Source organism: Longilinea arvoryzae (assembly GCF_001050235.1).
Taxonomy (GTDB): Bacteria; Chloroflexota; Anaerolineae; order Anaerolineales; family Anaerolineaceae; genus Longilinea; species Longilinea arvoryzae.
Map to the genome: position 1 here is coordinate 1,078,392 of NZ_DF967972.1, position 17,631 is coordinate 1,096,022.

Annotated in this window: 21 protein-coding genes and 2 pseudogenes; 15 read left to right on the top strand and 8 right to left on the bottom strand. The window is 46.5% G+C overall.

Going from position 1 to position 17,631, the window contains the following annotated elements; translation table 11 throughout:
* The 11 genes from LARV_RS04830 (at position 1) to LARV_RS04870 (ending at position 8,746) form a co-directional block, all read left to right on the top strand.
* The gene (locus LARV_RS04830) at positions 1 to 555 is read left to right on the top strand and encodes a hypothetical protein (protein ID WP_075072566.1); all 555 of its coding nucleotides are present in this window, start codon (positions 1 to 3) and stop codon (positions 553 to 555) included.
* A gap of 3 nt (positions 556 to 558) precedes the next feature.
* The gene (locus LARV_RS04835) at positions 559 to 1,083 is read left to right on the top strand and encodes an A24 family peptidase (protein ID WP_075072567.1); all 525 of its coding nucleotides are present in this window, start codon (positions 559 to 561) and stop codon (positions 1,081 to 1,083) included.
* A gap of 17 nt (positions 1,084 to 1,100) precedes the next feature.
* Positions 1,101 to 1,247 (top strand): Flp family type IVb pilin, encoded by a 147-nt coding sequence (locus LARV_RS20075; protein WP_152031696.1) that lies wholly within the window; start codon positions 1,101 to 1,103, stop codon positions 1,245 to 1,247.
* 67 nt (positions 1,248 to 1,314) lie between these two features.
* Complete coding sequence (locus LARV_RS04840) at positions 1,315 to 1,725, top strand: TadE/TadG family type IV pilus assembly protein (RefSeq protein WP_075072568.1); 411 nt, start codon at positions 1,315 to 1,317, stop codon at positions 1,723 to 1,725.
* A 2-nt stretch (positions 1,726 to 1,727) separates the two neighbouring features.
* Positions 1,728 to 2,159, top strand: coding sequence for a pilus assembly protein TadG-related protein (locus tag LARV_RS20315; RefSeq protein ID WP_075072569.1), 432 nt, complete (start codon positions 1,728 to 1,730; stop codon positions 2,157 to 2,159).
* A gap of 191 nt (positions 2,160 to 2,350) precedes the next feature.
* Positions 2,351 to 3,127, top strand: coding sequence for an HAD-IIA family hydrolase (locus LARV_RS04850; RefSeq protein WP_075072570.1), 777 nt, complete (start codon positions 2,351 to 2,353; stop codon positions 3,125 to 3,127).
* A gap of 30 nt (positions 3,128 to 3,157) precedes the next feature.
* Positions 3,158 to 4,627 (top strand): FGGY family carbohydrate kinase, encoded by a 1,470-nt coding sequence (locus LARV_RS04855; protein WP_075072571.1) that lies wholly within the window; start codon positions 3,158 to 3,160, stop codon positions 4,625 to 4,627.
* A 38-nt stretch (positions 4,628 to 4,665) separates the two neighbouring features.
* Positions 4,666 to 6,240: a hypothetical protein gene (locus LARV_RS20085; RefSeq protein WP_152031698.1), complete on the top strand. Its 1,575-nt coding sequence runs from the start codon at positions 4,666 to 4,668 to the stop codon at positions 6,238 to 6,240.
* Entirely contained in the window at positions 6,237 to 6,860 is a 624-nt protein-coding gene (locus LARV_RS04860) for a flavin reductase family protein (protein WP_075072572.1), read from the top strand. The genes LARV_RS20085 and LARV_RS04860 overlap by 4 nt, the downstream gene beginning before the upstream one ends.
* Positions 6,847 to 8,295, top strand: coding sequence for a pyridoxal phosphate-dependent aminotransferase (locus tag LARV_RS04865; RefSeq protein WP_083522323.1), 1,449 nt, complete (start codon positions 6,847 to 6,849; stop codon positions 8,293 to 8,295). The genes LARV_RS04860 and LARV_RS04865 overlap by 14 nt, the downstream gene beginning before the upstream one ends.
* A 16-nt stretch (positions 8,296 to 8,311) precedes the next feature.
* Positions 8,312 to 8,746: a VOC family protein gene (locus LARV_RS04870; RefSeq protein WP_075072574.1), complete on the top strand. Its 435-nt coding sequence runs from the start codon at positions 8,312 to 8,314 to the stop codon at positions 8,744 to 8,746.
* Positions 8,747 to 9,003: 257 nt separating this feature from the next.
* Here the strand turns inward: LARV_RS04870 and LARV_RS04875 are convergent, their stop codons facing one another.
* From LARV_RS04875 to LARV_RS20650, 3 genes and pseudogenes are all read right to left on the bottom strand, one after another.
* Positions 9,004 to 9,885, bottom strand: coding sequence for an IS3 family transposase (locus tag LARV_RS04875; RefSeq protein ID WP_407936365.1), 882 nt, complete (start codon positions 9,883 to 9,885; stop codon positions 9,004 to 9,006).
* Positions 9,782 to 10,096, bottom strand: a pseudogene (locus tag LARV_RS20645) (DDE-type integrase/transposase/recombinase); the annotation flags it as partial. The pseudogene LARV_RS20645 and the gene LARV_RS04875, both read right to left, overlap by 104 nt.
* Complete coding sequence (locus LARV_RS20650) at positions 10,008 to 10,316, bottom strand: transposase (protein WP_083522325.1); 309 nt, start codon at positions 10,314 to 10,316, stop codon at positions 10,008 to 10,010. The pseudogene LARV_RS20645 and the gene LARV_RS20650, both read right to left, overlap by 89 nt.
* Before the next feature lie 46 nt (positions 10,317 to 10,362).
* Between LARV_RS20650 and LARV_RS04885 the strand changes: the two genes are divergently transcribed.
* Both LARV_RS04885 and LARV_RS04890 read left to right on the top strand, forming a co-directional pair.
* Positions 10,363 to 11,400 (top strand): MFS transporter, encoded by a 1,038-nt coding sequence (locus LARV_RS04885; protein ID WP_152031700.1) that lies wholly within the window; start codon positions 10,363 to 10,365, stop codon positions 11,398 to 11,400.
* Positions 11,393 to 11,614 (top strand): hypothetical protein, encoded by a 222-nt coding sequence (locus tag LARV_RS04890; protein WP_075072578.1) that lies wholly within the window; start codon positions 11,393 to 11,395, stop codon positions 11,612 to 11,614. Before LARV_RS04885 ends, LARV_RS04890 begins: the two co-directional genes overlap by 8 nt.
* Here the strand turns inward: LARV_RS04890 and LARV_RS04895 are convergent.
* The 5 genes from LARV_RS04895 to LARV_RS04920 all read right to left on the bottom strand — a co-directional run bounded on the left by LARV_RS04895 (position 11,611) and on the right by LARV_RS04920 (position 14,423).
* The gene (locus tag LARV_RS04895) at positions 11,611 to 12,471 is read right to left on the bottom strand and encodes an IS3 family transposase (RefSeq protein ID WP_075072108.1); all 861 of its coding nucleotides are present in this window, start codon (positions 12,469 to 12,471) and stop codon (positions 11,611 to 11,613) included. The two genes, LARV_RS04890 and LARV_RS04895, sit on opposite strands and share 4 nt — an antisense overlap.
* On the bottom strand, positions 12,468 to 12,776 hold the full coding sequence (locus LARV_RS04900; protein ID WP_075072109.1) for a transposase: 309 nt from the start codon (positions 12,774 to 12,776) through the stop codon (positions 12,468 to 12,470). Before LARV_RS04900 ends, LARV_RS04895 begins: the two co-directional genes overlap by 4 nt.
* A 345-nt stretch (positions 12,777 to 13,121) precedes the next feature.
* Positions 13,122 to 13,382 carry an IS3 family transposase gene (locus tag LARV_RS04910; RefSeq protein WP_172797780.1) on the bottom strand — a complete coding sequence of 87 codons (261 nt, stop codon included), beginning with the start codon at positions 13,380 to 13,382 and terminating at the stop codon, positions 13,122 to 13,124.
* 65 nt (positions 13,383 to 13,447) lie between these two features.
* Complete coding sequence (locus LARV_RS04915; RefSeq protein WP_075072109.1) at positions 13,448 to 13,756, bottom strand: transposase; 309 nt, start codon at positions 13,754 to 13,756, stop codon at positions 13,448 to 13,450.
* A 160-nt stretch (positions 13,757 to 13,916) separates the two neighbouring features.
* Positions 13,917 to 14,423 carry a DUF4760 domain-containing protein gene (locus LARV_RS04920; RefSeq protein ID WP_075072581.1) on the bottom strand — a complete coding sequence of 169 codons (507 nt, stop codon included), beginning with the start codon at positions 14,421 to 14,423 and terminating at the stop codon, positions 13,917 to 13,919.
* A 258-nt stretch (positions 14,424 to 14,681) separates the two neighbouring features.
* Here LARV_RS04920 and LARV_RS04925 point away from each other — a divergent pair, with 258 nt between their 5' ends.
* Together LARV_RS04925 and LARV_RS20905 are read left to right on the top strand one after the other, a co-directional pair.
* Complete coding sequence (locus LARV_RS04925; RefSeq protein ID WP_075072582.1) at positions 14,682 to 15,749, top strand: hypothetical protein; 1,068 nt, start codon at positions 14,682 to 14,684, stop codon at positions 15,747 to 15,749.
* Positions 15,750 to 15,885: 136 nt separating this feature from the next.
* Positions 15,886 to 16,431: pseudogene (locus LARV_RS20905) on the top strand (DUF6094 domain-containing protein); the annotation flags it as partial.
* Positions 16,432 to 17,631 lie beyond the last annotated feature (1,200 nt).

Below are 17,631 nucleotides of genomic sequence, written 5' to 3' on the forward strand. Positions count from 1 at the left end.
ATGGAAATCTTTTTCTTAGGAGTAATTTTTATTTGGCTGGCGTTGATTTCCTGGTTCGATTTACGCAAACGAGAATTACCGCACACCGCTTGGGTGGTGATTCCATTGTTTTGCGCGGCTATATACCAGACTGTCGCAGGTAATTGGCAACTGTCTTTCTTGACCGGGATCGTTGCCCTGGCAAGCGAACGCCAGCGCCTGGCGAAATTGAGCGAACTGCGTGTGGATACGATCTTCTTCTGGATTCCCTGGCTCTTGGCCTGTTTCTACGCGGCGGCAACTCGCAATCCGGTTGGAGCGGTGGCAATTGTCGCGTTTTGGGCGGCTTGGGAATTGCGTTGTTGGGGTGGAGCGGATGCGGTTACCGCCATCACGTTGATACTGATCTGGCCGGATATGCGTCTGGTAATCGCTGTTCTACTCGTTCACATCTTTGTCGCTGTGATTGCCAGTCTGGTAAGCCTGATCCGGGAGCGAAAGCTGCGCGTTCATCAATTTCCTGGGCTGCCGCTGCTCTTGCTGTCTGCTGTTTTACGACTGGTTTCGTTAGGGTAGGAAATGCTGGAGCTCCCGCTTCTTCTTCCATTATTAATCTGGCTGCTGGTCTCGATGGTCTACGATTTGCGTTACCGGGAACTGCCGGCGAACCTTACGATGATCCCACTAGCCCTGGCAGGAATCTACGCGCTGCTAATGCATGGGGCATGGATTTCTGTAGGATTTGCAGCAGCTCTTATTCTGATTTCGGACCTGGAACCCCGCCAGCGGCGGCTGCTCTTTGCGGGGGTGATTGCTGCCTTTGTGGTAATTTTCGAACCAGCGGCTTTCGCCCAGATCATCATCCTGCTTACGATCTGGCTGTTATGGGATTTCGGCGCGATGGGCGGAGCCGACGCAAAGCTGCTTTTCGTGATCGGCCTGACGGTCCAACAGCCGGTAGTATTTGTCTTGATCGCACTTGCCGGCGGCATACAAGGGCTGGTAGCGCTGTTGCTGCATCGAAAGGAAATTCCGTTTGTCGTCGCTATCTTCGTAGGCGTAGCAATATTTGCGCTGGACCAGCTGGTGTTGAAAATTCTGTAGAAAGGAGGAAAACTGCTATGCGTTTTGTGAAAGACAACAAAGGCATCGAGTCAACTGAAGTTGCGTTGATCATTGCCGTCGTCGTGCTGGTCAGCTACGGCGCTTACCGCCTGCTGGGCAACAATATCGCGGCTGTAGTGCAAGACATCGCTGGCCGTATCTAGTTTCTCAAATGGTCTGCCGGTATCGATGAGTTGCCGGCAGATCGCCTATTCTTGAATGGAGATGAATATGCGGTTTTGGAAAGATCAATCGGGCATGGAAATGTTGGAGGCGGCGATCACCACGCCAATCGCGATCCTGGTAATGCTGGCAATCGTCAATTTGGGAATGGTGGTGTACGCGCAGCAGGCTGTTCAGGCCGCTGCCAGACATGGCGCGCGCATGGGCAGCGTCGCGCAGCAATGCCCGGCCTGCTACGCCTCCAGCGCGGCGCAGTCGGCAATTTCAGACGCCGGTATTGTGCAGAACGCTTCGGTGAGTGTGCTCGCTCCAGGTGGATCGGCGGGGAGTATCCTCAAAATCCAGGTGAGCGGCACCGTGCCCAATTTCCTCGCGCCGTTGACCGGGCTGTTCCCCGGTTTGCCGGGGGATACGTTCAAGGTGCAGGCAGATTCGACGTTCCGCCAGGAGGGGTGGTAGTGATGAGACGAGATCATCGGGCGTATACGATGACGTTCTGGGCGGTCTTTATCGGTTTTGTGATGATGCCTGCGCTGGCCATGGCCATCGAACTTGGGAGGTACTTCTATGCGATTTCCGAGGTGGCAAAGGCAGCCGATGCGGCGGCAGTTGCAGCCGCTGCGGAGATCAACCAACGAACATTTCGGGATAGCGGAGCGCTGGTACCGAATGATAAAACCTGGGCAAATGCGCAGAATTATATCTCGCAAAACACGGCAGGCTTATCGGCGAAAGGCGTGCAAGCATATGTGGCCGGGATTGAAGTGACCGGCGGAGAGAATATGGTCCGGGTGAGGGTATCTGCGGATTTGTCGATTATGTTCCCATCGGTAGTGCCAAGAGTGGTTGTCACTGAAACTGGAATTGCAAAATTAAAGGTTTTATCGCATTAGGGACAAGCACAAAGTTAAATCTTGCCTGAAGGATTTGTGATTATGCATCAGGTAGTTAAATCTGCAGGGTATATTTTCCTTAAAATCCAAATCCTTAGATGTATAATTATTTACAGCTAGCGAAAATCACAAGTTTTTTATTATGCAATGAAGTAAAGTGGGAGGTCACTTTACTATGGGGGTGTGGGCTGATGAGTGCAAGCCAAATAAGAATGATTATTATGGATGTAGATGGGGTCATTTGTTCTTCTGGGCAAGTGGTACCGGAAGCGTTAGAGATTTTAGAAGTTCTTTTATCTAAAAATATTATTGTAAAATTTTTAACAAACGATGCAATTAGTAGCCGGGCATCTAGGATAGAAGAACTAAATAGCCAGGGCTTACATATAAACATCAATGAAATTTATACTGCATCATCCCTTACGGCAGATTATATAAGACAGATAGGTTGCCCAAAAACGCTCTTGTTGATGAATGGGGAAGGTGTTGACGAATTTTATAACATCCCTTTAGTTGAAGAAGATCCGGAAGTGGTTGTAGTTGGCGATTTTTTCGCATCCTATTCTCGATCAAAACTGGAAAGAGCGTTTGAAGCCATATCGAAAGGTTCTCTCTTTATTGCAATGCAAAAGAATAGATACTGGATGGACGGAGAACGATCGATGATTGATATTGGCTTTTGGGTAAAGGGTCTAGAGTATTGCACTGGGGTGGAAGCAAAAATTGTTGGAAAACCTTCTCTCGAAAGTTATCAAAGAGTTTTAACTGATTCAAAATGTCAACCTCATGAAGCAATTATGGTAAGCGATGATCTTTTTTCTGATTTAGTCGGTGCAAAAAGAGCTGGATTATTTACAATTCATCTTCAGTCTACAGAAATGGAACAATTCCCCATACAAGATAACATTTTGCCTGCCGATCTTACAATAAATTCGCTATTAGAAATAGCGGAAATTGAACTCGACTAGTAATTTTTGAGATGTTTTTACGGAGTGAAAATGGCTCACCAGTCGTATTTCCTCTCGGTAGACATTGGAACAACAACTTCAAAAGGTACAATAATCGATCAAAGTGGAAACGTTGTTTCAGAAAACAACATTAACCATTCAGGTATATTCCCTAAACCTGGTTGGCACGAGCATGATCCAGAGAAGATGTGGTGGGAAGAATTTATACAAATTACTCGAGGTTTGTTAGCAAGACTTGGAAGCGCTAAACCCAGCGTAGAAGCAATATCAGTTAGTGGTGTTTGGCCTTCTTTTTGCCCGACTGACAGTCAGGGGAATCCTTTGTATAATGCAATTTTATATGATGATGAAAGATCCGTAGCTATAGTAAAGGATTTAAAGAAACAGTTAGGTGAAAACTTATATGGTTATGAATTAATTCCACGAATATTATGGTTAAAAAATCAATTGCCAGACATTTGGTCAAAAACGCGGATGTTCTTTTCAACACATAACTATATTATTTATAAGCTGACAAGCACTTATTGCCTCGATGGACATACTGCTTTTTCCTATGGCACTGGTTTTGATGAAGAGAATTTTGAGTGGGATAAATCAATTCTATCCAATTATGATATTCCTATAAATATAATGCCAAAAGTATTTGCCCCATCAAAAATTGCCGGTTACTTAAACGAAGAGCCTGCAAATATACTAGGATTAAAATCGGGGATTCCTTTAACTGTTAGTACTGGGGATTCTTTCACTTCGATCCTAGGTTCTGGTGCTAACAAAATCGGAGATCGCATGTTGTTGTATGGTAGTGTGGGAATTCTACTTGCATTAACTCATGATGTGGATTTTATTTTTACGAGTGAGTCCTACAAAGATGGTGATGAGGGAACCGATTGGTTACTTTCCCTCTCAAAATCCGGGAAGCAGTTAGAGTGGGTAGCAAGATTACTTACAGGGAAACTAGTAAATAATATCCCTGTCGATTTGGCATATCTTGATGAATTAACTAATTCCATACCAAAACCATCTTCAATAAAATTTTTTTATGATATCCCAATAAAGCAGAAAGATATTATTTTAGCAAAGACTCCTCATGCATGTTTCTTCGGGTTAACCCAAAGTAGCTTAATTGGGGAGTTGTATTTGGCGGTACTCGAAGCATTTGGATTCTGTGTGAAAAAAAATATTCAAGATGTATATATAGATAAGTCAAATGTGGAGTTAAATCGTTTATTTGCAGCAGGTGGTGGAGCTAGAAGTAAAACATGGAGACAAATTGTCTCCGATATTACAGGCTTTGAACAATTGTATCTTCCTGACTCAATAGGTGCTTATGGAGGCGCTCTTCTTGCAGCTATTTCTGTGGGTAAGTTTAATTTTCGACAATTAGAAAATCTTGTTTTAGAGAGAGCATTAAAAACTATTCCAAATTATTTGAACTTTCAATTATATGAAAAAAGTTACTCCGATTATTTACATATTTTAAATTTGTTCCAGACGCTATAAGGATTAAGGAACAATCTTTGAGTATTTAGGGGGCATAAATGGATTGTAGACAAATTGTTGAAGCGGCTTATGATAATAAACCTATTCCATCAGAAATTGCAACAACTCTCGATGGAATAATATATAGAACCTCTCATGAACTGGCAAGCGCTATCTCAAAGTATTCAATTGAAAAGAATAATTTTGGCAAATGTTATATATCTCCTCAATATTTAAAAGATACAGCATTAGAATTCCATACGAAAGCGGGAACTCTTACTGAAAGTGTATTGGAAAATATTCAAAATTTGAATGAAGATACCCCTATACTTAGATTTTCACACCAGCCTAACCTGTTTTCCTCATGGGGAATTGTTACCCAATTTATCTTTAACGCTTCTGTTGCAGAGAAACTTTCAGGAATTAATGGCTCTAAACCAGCCCAAATATATATTATTGTAGATTATGATGTTGCTGAAGATTCACGCTTTAGAGTCAGTCACTACCCTACACCTAACATGGAAGGCGGATCTTATATACTTTCAGGAGTAGTAAATAAAATTGATTACGACAAACCGATATGGATGATAAGTAAACCTGATAAGGATCTGATAAAAAAGTGGCTTCAACACTTGAGGATATTGCTTCATCAAGAGCTTCAGTTTTTGAGAAAACATAATATAAATGAAAACCGATTTGGGACTTTACAGCAGCATTTACAGGATGTTGAGGAGGTTATTTGGCAAGCTTACGATTGTGCTGCGACATTAGCTGAATTTAACGCAATTTTCCTTAGTAAAATAGTAAATAATTACTGGGGATTGCCTACGCTTTTTATACCTGGCCATAAATTGCATAGGGTTATGAGGGAAGCGTTCGAACTATGTATCGAATTACTACCGAAAATTAATGAACTGGCAAATGAAGGGATTAAATTTTATACAGAGCGAAATATATACATTAAAACAAAATCTTCTAATAATAGTAATATATTTCCAATTTGGTATCTCTGTCAAAAATGTAATAGGAGAGTAGGTTTATTTATTGAATCGAATAACCCTTTAATTGTCAAAGGAAAGTGTAGTTCATGTTCATCAATCTACCACATTTACCGTCCTGATAAAACAAGTATTGATGTTGAGAAATTTTATGAATCCATAAGCCCAAGAATTTTAATTGACAATCTACTTGATGTGATTGCAATAAATACTTATGGATCTACAGGTTATATTGGGCAAGCAGAACATATCCTCTTGACCAACTATGTCGCGAGGGCCTTGGGATGGAGAATTCCGCCTCAATCAATTTGGAGGCCATATTCTTCTAATTACTGTTCTGGGGATATTTCATCTCTGGTCATTATTGAAAGCAATTCAAAAAAAGAATTAATTGAGAGGGCGAACTGTGCTACAAAACTTTCATTTCTAAGTAAAGGTTCTCTACTCTATTATCTTGTTAATTATGGATGGTCAGATTTATATGATTCGTGGAAACACTATTTCGATCATGGTGGGAAGGTCAATGGAATTTACGATAACGCAGAGGGAACGCCTTTTTCTTTATCTGATGATTTAATTAAAAAACTACGAAATATGTTCGCCACCTGTACCACCGATCCAGGAGTGTATAAATGAAAAAAGAAGCTGATTTGAAAAAAAGTCACAGGTTATTGGCTCCAAGAATTGCATATCTCATATCCACACTTAATAATAAGGGGGAAGTGAATGCAGCACCTATCACTAATTTAACATCGGCTTCAACAGAACCAGAATCAGTAATCATGGCAATTGCGCCTGAATGGACCACTTACAAGAATATTAAAATAAACAAGCAGTTTGTTATCAATTTACCTAGCGTTGAACTTCTAGAAAAAATTTGGATTTGTGGCGATAAATATGCTGGTATAAAAATTCCGCGAGAATTTAATAAGGTAGAGTTTTCCGGTTTATCAGTAATACCTTCTCAGGTGGTAGCTGTTCCTGGTATTGCCGAGTGTTATGCTCATTTGGAATGTAAGATTGACTGGATAAAATCCTCGGGAGATCATAAAGTAATACATGGGCTAATTGTTGCTGCAAGTTATGATGAAAAAGCTTTTGATGATAATTTGATTCTCCAGGTTGGCGTATTTAAACCGACAATGCAAATTTCTGGGAATTTTTTCACGTATCCTTCTAAAGAGATCACTGTTAATAATAGTCTTGTCAACGATATTATCAGGAATAAAGGCAAGGGAACAAATGACAATAATTAGAGTTTCTAATGCCAAGGGATCATATCCACCTTGGGAAGAATATCAAACTCTATGTAGAGATTTTTGGGATCTCAAAATCAGATCGGAAATTTTAGAGCGCTTGAAAGGAAGACATATAATTGATTTATCTTCGGGCTTTAACCTTTATCATCCGCCCTCTATGCTACTAAAACAATTGCAGCGAGACGCCATTAACCCATTATTTTACTTCCCATATGAGTCACCTGGTGGACAACCATTTGTGGTAAGAGCAATATCAGCATACGAATGTTTACGGGCAGATAATATATCAATAAAGCCCGAAAATGTTGTACTTACAGCGGGAACCACTTGGGCTTTTGATTGTATTGCACAACTTATCTCAATCAAATACCCAGATTCTTGTGCGATTATTCCTGTGCCGAACTACTCGGGTTTTGGCCTTTCTATGTTGAGATTTGGAATAAAGGTAATTGATGTTGGTTCGTCAAAAGGCCCAAAAGAGCCTCCATCTATATCAGAAGTGGAGAAAGCTGTAGACAAAAATACTAAATTAATTTATCTGTGCTTGATCAATAACCCAACAGGCGTCCTTATAACCTATGATGATTTGAAGGAATATATTTTGCTTGCGAAAAAACATGAAATTTACCTGGTTATTGATGAAACAGCAAGTTCACTACACAATAATCATACAGTTATTCCTTGCATCTGGAAAATTGCATATGAGCTTAATGCAACAGAAAATATTATTGCAATCTCAGGACTTTCTAAGGATCGAAGCAATCCCGGACATAGAATTGGATGGATTATCTCTGGTAAAGATAAAGTTGACGAAGTGGTAAAAATGAATTTGGAAACTTATGCGGTTCCTGCGTCTTTATTTTCAGGATTGATTATTAAAGATCTTCTGTTTAGATTATTTGATGATAATAAGTCAAATCAATGTGATATTTATAATAAATTTGTTTCGATAATGCTTGGCCAACTAGGTCCTAGCTGGCCTTCAGGATCGATTATAGAAAAAGAATTTCATGAATATTTAATAAGAGGGGTTGAGGAATTTCTGGAGCCTTTTAAAAATTTTGATATTCTCCAATCTGAATTTAATGAATTCCAAAACTGGCAATCTAAATTCATCGAACATGTAACCGAAAATTTCTCGATCCTTAAATTGATTCTTGACTCAGAGATCGAGGAACATTCAAAAATGGATGCTGGTTATAATATTTTTATCAAATTAAAGCTTCCCCACGGAATTAACCAGCAAGACTTTGCTTTAACTGCATTTAGAACTCTAGGTATTGAGGTTTTACCAGGACCTATTTTTGGTCTGTTGCCTTGTGACTGGCAGGAGAGTTTAGGGATGTGGATAAGGATAACTTTAAGTCACCCTCACGATATCTTTCGAGAAGGCCTCTTGCGGTTCAAGACTTTGGTTCATAGATATCAATGAGAGAAATGGAGGATATATGACAAAGGTCATCACTTCAGATATCGTTCTTGAGTTGCATGTGCCCGATTTTAGGCCAGTTATCCAATTTTACTCATTACTTGGATTTAAAAAAGTTTGGATAAACAATGACAAGGAAGGATATCTGGTCATGAAAAGGGACAAAAGCATTTTGAACTTTTATTGTGGTAGCGAGAAGGTATATGAGCATTCCTTCTTTAAACGTTTTCCCAAAGCAACGGTTAGAGGTTACGGAGTTGAAATTGTTCTTCCTATCCGTCATATTGATAAATTCTACAAGACGGTTTGTTCATTAATCGATGAAAAAAAATTGAACGGAGAAATCGTGGAGGAGCTGGCTTTAAAACCTTGGGGCAAAATGGATTTTAGAATGACTGACCCATTTGGTTTCTACCTAAGATTCACTGAAATTACCAACTGGCTGATCCCATAACTTCTATGACTATAGATAAGGGATGGATTAGAGCCTCTAATTTTAAAGTGCTCACAGCCTCTTCTTTTCTTCGCGGATTTAGCACTAGTATTTTGGCAGCCATCTGGCAACCATTTTCTCTTTCAATTGGCGCAAGTTTACCCTTTATTGGATTTCTAATTGCATTAAGTGGATTAGGTGGAATAGGAGGCAACAGCGGTTTAATAACTACAATCTTTCAACCAATAGGTGGGCTTACCCCGATTTAATGGACACAATTAAAGGGTGAGACCTAGTTCGAAATCAACCGGGCTGCGATAGCCCAAAGTCGAGTGTAGTCGTTGGCGATTGTACCAAACCTCCATGTATTCAAAGATGATTGTGCGAGCCTGGGCATGGGTCAAGAAAACGCCGGTGACGCATTCGGTTTTGAGGGTGCTGAAGAAGCTCTCCATCACGGCGTTGTCGTAGCAGTTGCCTGCCCCGCTCATGCTGAGTTCCGCCAGGGCGGTGTTGAGGCAATTGAGGTAAGCGGCGCTGGTGTACTGGCTACCCTGGTCGGAATGATGCAGCAGGCCAGCCGGTGGACGGCGGCCCAGCAACGCCATCTCCAAGGCAGACACCACCAATTGCGTATCCATCTTGGCGCTCATTGCCCAGCCAATCACTCGGCGCGAAAACAGATCCAGTACCACTGCCAGATACAACCATCCCTCGGCGGTTTCGATGTAGGTGAAATCACTAACCCATTTCCGGTTGGGCGCGGAGGCAGAGAAATTCTGGTTGAGCCGGTTCGGCGCAGGGATCACTCCGGCCTGGCGTTGAGTGGTGCGCGGGTAATAGCGCCGCTTCCTGCGTGCCACAATCCCGTGCAAACGCATCAGCCGCGCCACCCGGTTATGCCCGCAGCGTATCCCTTGCCTTTTCAACACCGCGTGCAGTCGCGGACTGCCGTAGGTCTTGCGGCTCTTGGCATGCTCCGCCGCGATCAGCCCCAGCAGCACCTGGTTGGCCTGCTCTCGCGTACTCGGCTTGCGCTTCCGCCAGGGCGGTGTTGAGGCAATTGAGGTAAGCGGCGCTGGTGTACTGGCTACCCTGGTCGGAATGATGCAGCAGGCCAGCCGGTGGACGGCGGCCCAGCAACGCCATCTCCAAGGCAGACACCACCAATTGCGTATCCATCTTGGCGCTCATTGCCCAGCCAATCACTCGGCGCGAAAACAGATCCAGTACCACTGCCAGATACAACCATCCCTCGGCGGTTTCGATGTAGGTGAAATCACTAACCCATTTCCGGTTGGGCGCGGAGGCAGAGAAATTCTGGTTGAGCCGGTTCGGCGCAGGGATCACTCCGGCCTGGCGTTGAGTGGTGCGCGGGTAATAGCGCCGCTTCCAAGTCACTTGGCTCTAGCCGTGGCGGTTCTTTCTCGCTCGTCACCATCTGGTATTTGGCCCGCCACTTCAACAGCATTCCCGGCGTGATCCCCAGTTCCCGTTCCAGCTGCCCCGCACTTTTTCCGCTGTTCTTCAGTAGTTCCAGCGCTTCTCGTTTGAACTCCGGCGTGTATGTCCGATATCGTTTGTCTCTCATTTCCTCGCTTCCTTCCCGTTTAGTTTACCGGATTCTCCCTTTTTCCGTGTCCACTTTTTCGGGGGAAGCCCAAGGTGGATGGCTATCGGATAGGAGAGGAAGACGGTTTGTTATTATTTTGGGGAGCATTATTACTATTCTAGCTTTTGTAAGCCTCATTTTTGCTAGTGTTTTATATTCGTTAATTTTTCTCATAATTTCCTCGGTAATTTTAGGCATAACATCTTTATCACGTCCAGCCAGACGTTCGGCCACTGCGGATTCTGTTCCATCAACTAAATTAGGGTCAGCCTTTAGTATCATTATGGTTTCAACTATGTTATCAGGGTCTGTGGCACCTACTGCTGGCGGATGGCTAATTGATCATTATGGTTATGCATTTCTGTTTTTGTTGTTATCAATCATTGAAGGTGTTTCTATCTTGATAATTATAAGATATAAGGAGGAGCATCCTTCAAAGGCTTCTAAGATAGAATGGCAGGGAATAAAACATTTCATTAATAACCTGTTCGTCGATTTCAATAATAAAAGATTGCTGCTGATAATGACTGGTCTTGATGCTTTTTCATGGGGTGTTGGTTGGGGATTATTATATGGCTTCATTTCCAAAGAATTTGGCTTTCAACCCACTCAAATTGGTATTATGGCAAGTGTTATGTCTCTAAGTTGGGTAATAATTCAAGTTCCTTTAGGTAGACTTATTGATTTGTTTGGACCCCAATTGGTTATGTTGTTTGCTCAATTAGTGGGAATACCCTTAATAATTATATGGATGACACAGAGCTCAATTTATGCATTTGTCCTCTCTATGATTTTTACGGCTTTTACAGGTGCTGCTTGGCAGCCTGCTATTGATACTTATGTTTCAAACCATGTTTCAGCAGAAGAAAGAGCTGAAACATTCGGAAAACTTAGCGCTTTTCGAGATCTATGTGGCTTTCCTGCTCCACTGATAGGAGGAGCCCTTTATCAAATTTGGGGTTTTAAGGCTCCTTTAACAATTAATCTATTGGGAGTTGTTCTTATCGTACTTATAATTCTTCTGACAATGAACCATAGTGCTATAAGGATGACAAATGCCTAGAATAACAGAACATCAAGTAAACCAGGTTTTTTCAACTGCTGACGCGATCGATGATGAAAAGCATGTAATTGTGCATTATTGCATCACGCCCTGTGAAGGATCTAGCATTGATGAGGTGGCAGCAACATTAGCAATTAATACGTCAATGGGTACAACCACACCTCTATCAATTGAAAAAGAGGTGGGCTTACCCCGATTTAATGGACACAATTAAAGGGTGAGACCTAGTTCGAAATCAACCGGGCTGCGATAGCCCAAAGTCGAGTGTAGTCGTTGGCGATTGTACCAAACCTCCATGTATTCAAAGATGATTGTGCGAGCCTGGGCATGGGTCAAGAAAACGCCGGTGACGCATTCGGTTTTGAGGGTGCTGAAGAAGCTCTCCATCACGGCGTTGTCGTAGCAGTTGCCTGCCCCGCTCATGCTGAGTTCCGCCAGGGCGGTGTTGAGGCAATTGAGGTAAGCGGCGCTGGTGTACTGGCTACCCTGGTCGGAATGATGCAGCAGGCCAGCCGGTGGACGGCGGCCCAGCAACGCCATCTCCAAGGCAGACACCACCAATTGCGTATCCATCTTGGCGCTCATTGCCCAGCCAATCACTCGGCGCGAAAACAGATCCAGTACCACTGCCAGATACAACCATCCCTCGGCGGTTTCGATGTAGGTGAAATCACTAACCCATTTCCGGTTGGGCGCGGAGGCAGAGAAATTCTGGTTGAGCCGGTTCGGCGCAGGGATCACTCCGGCCTGGCGTTGAGTGGTGCGCGGGTAATAGCGCCGCTTCCTGCGTGCCACAATCCCGTGCAAACGCATCAGCCGCGCCACCCGGTTATGCCCGCAGCGTATCCCTTGCCTTTTCAACACCGCGTGCAGTCGCGGACTGCCGTAGGTCTTGCGGCTCTTGGCATGCTCCGCCGCGATCAGCCCCAGCAGCACCTGGTTGGCCTGCTCTCGCGTACTCGGCTTGCGCTTCCGCCAGGCATAGTACCCGCTCCGCTGCACCCTCAGCACCTTGCACATCCGCTTCACCGCGTATTCTCCCTCGTGCGCTGCCATGAACATGTACTTCATGCGTCTTTCTTTGAGAAAATACTCACCACTTTTTTTAGGATCTCGCGCTCTTCGGCCATCTCCTTTAGCTCGCGCTGCAAGCGTTGGATTTCCCGTTTCGCCGCTTCCAAGTCACTTGGCTCTAGCCGTGGCGGTTCTTTCTCGCTCGTCACCATCTGGTATTTGGCCCGCCACTTCAACAGCATTCCCGGCGTGATCCCCAGTTCCCGTTCCAGCTGCCCCGCACTTTTTCCGCTGTTCTTCAGTAGTTCCAGCGCTTCTCGTTTGAACTCCGGCGTGTATGTCCGATATCGTTTGTCTCTCATTTCCTCGCTTCCTTCCCGTTTAGTTTACCGGATTCTCCCTTTTTCCGTGTCCACTTTTTCGGGGGAAGCCCAGGAGAGAGGCTAGGGGTGAGGGTCTGGTCAGGGGTCGGCTCAGTTGGCGTGGGTGCTGTGGTGACAGTCTCCGCTCTGGCAGCAATCGCCGTCAGCACGCTCTTGCGCTTCCGCCAGGCATAGTACCCGCTCCGCTGCACCCTCAGCACCTTGCACATCCGCTTCACCGCGTATTCTCCCTCGTGCGCTGCCATGAACATGTACTTCATGCGTCTTTCTTTGAGAAAATACTCACCACTTTTTTTAGGATCTCGCGCTCTTCGGCCATCTCCTTTAGCTCGCGCTGCAAGCGTTGGATTTCCCGTTTCGCCGCTTCCTGCGTGCCACAATCCCGTGCAAACGCATCAGCCGCGCCACCCGGTTATGCCCGCAGCGTATCCCTTGCCTTTTCAACACCGCGTGCAGTCGCGGACTGCCGTAGGTCTTGCGGCTCTTGGCATGCTCCGCCGCGATCAGCCCCAGCAGCACCTGGTTGGCCTGCTCTCGCGTACTCGGCTTGCGCTTCCGCCAGGCATAGTACCCGCTCCGCTGCACCCTCAGCACCTTGCACATCCGCTTCACCGCGTATTCTCCCTCGTGCGCTGCCATGAACATGTACTTCATGCGTCTTTCTTTGAGAAAATACTCACCACTTTTTTTAGGATCTCGCGCTCTTCGGCCATCTCCTTTAGCTCGCGCTGCAAGCGTTGGATTTCCCGTTTCGCCGCTTCCAAGTCACTTGGCTCTAGCCGTGGCGGTTCTTTCTCGCTCGTCACCATCTGGTATTTGGCCCGCCACTTCAACAGCATTCCCGGCGTGATCCCCAGTTCCCGTTCCAGCTGCCCCGCACTTTTTCCGCTGTTCTTCAGTAGTTCCAGCGCTTCTCGTTTGAACTCCGGCGTGTATGTCCGATATCGTTTGTCTCTCATTTCCTCGCTTCCTTCCCGTTTAGTTTACCGGATTCTCCCTTTTTCCGTGTCCACTTTTTCGGGGGAAGCCCAGCCAATGCATATTGATGGGAAGTAAAAAATTGGGGGAGAATGAAATCTCCCCCAATTATGTAATAATAGTTTTGGATCACAAAAAACTTTAATAATCCGCAGTTTTGATTTCGTCTCTACTTAAGTATTTTTGGAATACTTTTTTAGCGATATATTCAAAATCACCCATAAAGCTTTCTTCTCCCCTTACCTCTCTAATACAAGAAATATATGGTTCTAATATTATCCAGCTTCTTCCAATGACATATTTGTAACCGTCTAATAATAAATCTTCGGGAATTAAACCCTTTCTGACAACGTATCCTATACGATTCATATGATTACCAGTTTTGGAGGCGGCATATCTGACATCTTCTGGTAACTTTTTTATATCTCCGGGATTACACAGTGATAATAATTTCTCTCGATTCTTGATTATTACCTTTCTTGCACCATTCAACTCATCAGATGAAATTTCTCTATAAATCTCCCACATAGCACCTAAATGTGTTTCCCGCCTTGCTTCTTGTATTTGCCTCCACGCATAGAATAGTGCAATGAGGACGGCTAGGGTTTGAATCGTTTGTAGTATTGCAGTCAAGAAGTCCCAGTTCATAGGTTTTCTCCTATTCATATTAAGTAAATTATATCGCCGGTAGATTTTTGTGCGGCATTTACGATAATTTCACTTCTGTTTTCCTGGAAAGTCTACAAATTCGTAACATCATTGAGAGCGGCAGATAGAAGCTAATCAATCATGATTGACCAGCCTTTATTTGCTGTTCTAATCACGACAGTGAGCGGAACTGCGAGAACGTGAGCTGTGTTTTCAGGAGTTCGTCAACGTGAGCCATTTCAACTTCAGGAGGAGCAGATGAACGTTTACGAGGATAAGTATTTGCGCGATAAGATCAGCCGGATCATCGCCCGGCAGAAGGAGGGCAAGGTTGTCATTGCTGCCTACAAAGATGGCAGCGGACTTCCGGCGCGAGAGGATCTTGGGCAGGCGCTGGCACGCGCGGCGTATCCACACGATTATGCCGTTGGCAGCGCCGGTTTCTTGAATTTTGACTCGGAGCTTGGAGCCTATCTCTACACTGCAAAACCAGGCGTCAAACAACCGGAGGTGATCACACGCTACCAGCCCTTGTCGCTGGCCGAAGCAGAACTGATCGTCCAAGAACGCCAGGTCTGCATCCGCGCAGGCGATACAGCTGTCACATTTTCAGGCGTGCAAACCTGGAAAGGAATGTATGAAATCCTGCGCGAGATCAACGAGGAACTGGCGCGAGTGAATGCGGGGATTGTGGTCTGGAAAATCATCCCAAAGGAAGGAAACTACACGGAGCCGGCGGACCGGTTGTTTTCGGGCGCGGTGCCTCGTCTGCGCAATGGGCAGGCATTGGGCCACGTCACCGGCTATGCCTTTGACGACGATCACGCGCTCGCGTACATCGGGCTAGTGAGTTATAAAACCAGCCTGGAGTCGCTGCGGATCACCCTGATGACCGGCAAACCGTTGCAAATGGTCCAGGATGGTGTTGGCGATCACACCCTGATCCCGAATGAAAAGTATGAACAGGCCTGGCAGGCAATGCCGGAATACACCAGCCACCACGCCGCTTTTTTATCACGCCTGGCGACACCGGGCAAGTGGGAGCCAGAGGATCTGATTGCGTATCTTCTCGTTTTTCGTGACGCATTGGACCCAAACGCGGATTTGATCCGCCTGTTCATCGAGCGTCTCAAGGAAGCGTTGGAGATACCGATACTCGATTCGTGGTCGGCTGTGCTGTGGAAGCAAGCCAGCAATCGCAAATATATCCAAAAGATGAATGTCGGCGGGGACTGTATCCTCGGCGCGAAGATCGATCTCCAGGCAGATTGGCAGGAACTGTTATCGAACCTGCTGGCTGAGAAGGCCATTGCGCTGACCGCCTGACCTAAACTGGAAAATCATCGATCTTTCACCCCGGAGGGGGATGCAAATCAACCCCTCGTGGGGTGAGGCGTATCTCCTTTCGGGGATTTTGTTTTCTCGGAAGGAGATCCAAATGCGTCCACCAGCAATTGAACGGATGGGGTATTACCCCACGGATGAGCCGGTTGTCGAGATCATCCGCACTTTTGTCGAGCCGCCCACGGAAAAAGGGCGGTTATTTGATCCCTGCGCGGGAGAAGGAAGAGCCGCGGCTGCTTTGGGAACGGCGCTCAACTGCGAGACTTGGGGAGTAGAACTCTCTCCGGATCGGGCGGAAAAAGCGCAGCGCGTGCTGGACAAGGTCTATCAGGCGCCCTGGCAGGCCTGCGTGCTCAGCGACGAAAGCGTTTCGTGGCTGTATCTGAACCCGCCTTACGAATTTGATCGTTTTGAAAACCAGAAGCGCCTGGAGTGGGACTTCCTCAAAACCACCTCGGCAAAGTTGATGCGCGGCGGTCTGCTCACCTACATCATCCCGCAGAAGATCCTCGGTATGGTGGAAGTGGCGCGGCTGCTGGCTAGCCAGTACGAGGCGATCACCATTGTGCGTTTCCCAGATGGGCTGTACGAAAAGTTCAAGCAGGTGGTGGTGCTGGCGTACAAGCGCAAGGTCTTCCGGGCGCCAGATGAGGATGCTGTCCATGCTCTGCAAGCACATGCAACAATGGACCTGGAACCAATCCGAGCCGCTGATGAGGCGGTCTACCGGCTGCTGCCTGCGCCGGTGCGCGGCGCGAATGGAAAGCCGGTGGTTTTCAAGCGCACCGATTGGGAGCCGGAAGAGGTGGTGGAAGCAACCGTCGCGGCCGGCGTTCAACAAACGAGCGAATGGCTGGATCTGATCCATCCGAATCGCAGCGCCGTGCAGTTGTCGCAGCCGGTAATGCCATTGAAGAAAGGGCATATCGCCATGCTGATGGCTTCCGGCATGATGGGCACGGTGCGGCTGACCGATGACGCCGGCAAGCCGATGCTGATCAAAGGGCGCGTGGTGAAGGTTGTGGAGAAGACCGAGCAACCCGACGCCAAAGAAGCGGATACAGTCGTGGAGACCTACAAAGATCGCTTCGTCACGACGGTGGCGGTCCTGCGGCAAGATGGTATCGAGGTGATCAAGGACGTGGGCGGGTTGTCGAACTTCATGAAGGCGTACGGCGAGCAGATCGCCGCGCACGTGCTGGAGACCTACCGCCCGCTTTATAACCTGAACCCAACGGAGAAGGAAATCGCTGTGCTAGATTCCCTTGGCACACAGCGCAAGCGGCTGCCAGGCCAGGACCGTGCCGGGCTTCTCCCGGCGCAACGGCACGCAGCTGCCGCAATGGCGCGTTCGATCCACCGTCATGGGGTTGGCAACATGCAAGGGGAGATGGGCGTTGGCAAATCGACGGTTGGCGCGGCAGTCATCGAACTGCTGGATGCCTATCCGGCACTCATCCTTTGCCCGCCGCACTTGGTGCCCAAGTGGATCCGCGAGATCGAGGAAGTGATCCCTGGCGCGCATGCGCGTGAGCTGCGCCGGATTGGGCGAAACAGCGACGAGATGGCAGATGCCAATGATGTACTCGATTTTCTGTACCAGTATCAACTGGCTTGTGAGACAGCCAAAAGAACAGGTGGAGCAAAACCAAAGTGGGTGGCCGTTGTGGCGCATACCTCGGCAAAGTACGGTGCTGGGTGGCGACCGGCGGTGATTTATAAGAAGACCAGAGACCCGTTGACCGGAAAACTTGTAGATGCCTGTGCCTGCCCGGTCTGTGGGCAGGTGGTGATGGACAGTCAAGACGGCCTGGTAGTTCCGGTGACGGACGCCAGTATCCTGGCTGAGAAACGGCGGTTCTGC

Bases quoted from the DNA above. Each gene is read 5' to 3' on its own strand.
- LARV_RS04830 (WP_075072566.1), top strand. From the start codon at position 1: ATGGAAATCTTTTTCTTAGGAGTAATTTTTATTTGGCTGGCGTTGATT.
- LARV_RS04835 (WP_075072567.1), top strand. From the start codon at position 559: ATGCTGGAGCTCCCGCTTCTTCTTCCATTATTAATCTGGCTGCTGGTC.
- LARV_RS20075 (WP_152031696.1), top strand. From the start codon at position 1,101: ATGCGTTTTGTGAAAGACAACAAAGGCATCGAGTCAACTGAAGTTGCG.
- LARV_RS04840 (WP_075072568.1), top strand. From the start codon at position 1,315: ATGCGGTTTTGGAAAGATCAATCGGGCATGGAAATGTTGGAGGCGGCG.
- LARV_RS20315 (WP_075072569.1), top strand. From the start codon at position 1,728: ATGAGACGAGATCATCGGGCGTATACGATGACGTTCTGGGCGGTCTTT.
- LARV_RS04850 (WP_075072570.1), top strand. From the start codon at position 2,351: ATGAGTGCAAGCCAAATAAGAATGATTATTATGGATGTAGATGGGGTC.
- LARV_RS04855 (WP_075072571.1), top strand. From the start codon at position 3,158: ATGGCTCACCAGTCGTATTTCCTCTCGGTAGACATTGGAACAACAACT.
- LARV_RS20085 (WP_152031698.1), top strand. From the start codon at position 4,666: ATGGATTGTAGACAAATTGTTGAAGCGGCTTATGATAATAAACCTATT.
- LARV_RS04860 (WP_075072572.1), top strand. From the start codon at position 6,237: ATGAAAAAAGAAGCTGATTTGAAAAAAAGTCACAGGTTATTGGCTCCA.
- LARV_RS04865 (WP_083522323.1), top strand. From the start codon at position 6,847: ATGACAATAATTAGAGTTTCTAATGCCAAGGGATCATATCCACCTTGG.
- LARV_RS04870 (WP_075072574.1), top strand. From the start codon at position 8,312: ATGACAAAGGTCATCACTTCAGATATCGTTCTTGAGTTGCATGTGCCC.
- LARV_RS20650 (WP_083522325.1), bottom strand. From the start codon at position 10,316: ATGAGAGACAAACGATATCGGACATACACGCCGGAGTTCAAACGAGAA.
- LARV_RS04890 (WP_075072578.1), top strand. From the start codon at position 11,393: ATGCCTAGAATAACAGAACATCAAGTAAACCAGGTTTTTTCAACTGCT.
- LARV_RS04895 (WP_075072108.1), bottom strand. From the start codon at position 12,471: ATGAAGTACATGTTCATGGCAGCGCACGAGGGAGAATACGCGGTGAAG.
- LARV_RS04900 (WP_075072109.1), bottom strand. From the start codon at position 12,776: ATGAGAGACAAACGATATCGGACATACACGCCGGAGTTCAAACGAGAA.
- LARV_RS04915 (WP_075072109.1), bottom strand. From the start codon at position 13,756: ATGAGAGACAAACGATATCGGACATACACGCCGGAGTTCAAACGAGAA.
- LARV_RS04920 (WP_075072581.1), bottom strand. From the start codon at position 14,423: ATGAACTGGGACTTCTTGACTGCAATACTACAAACGATTCAAACCCTA.
- LARV_RS04925 (WP_075072582.1), top strand. From the start codon at position 14,682: ATGAACGTTTACGAGGATAAGTATTTGCGCGATAAGATCAGCCGGATC.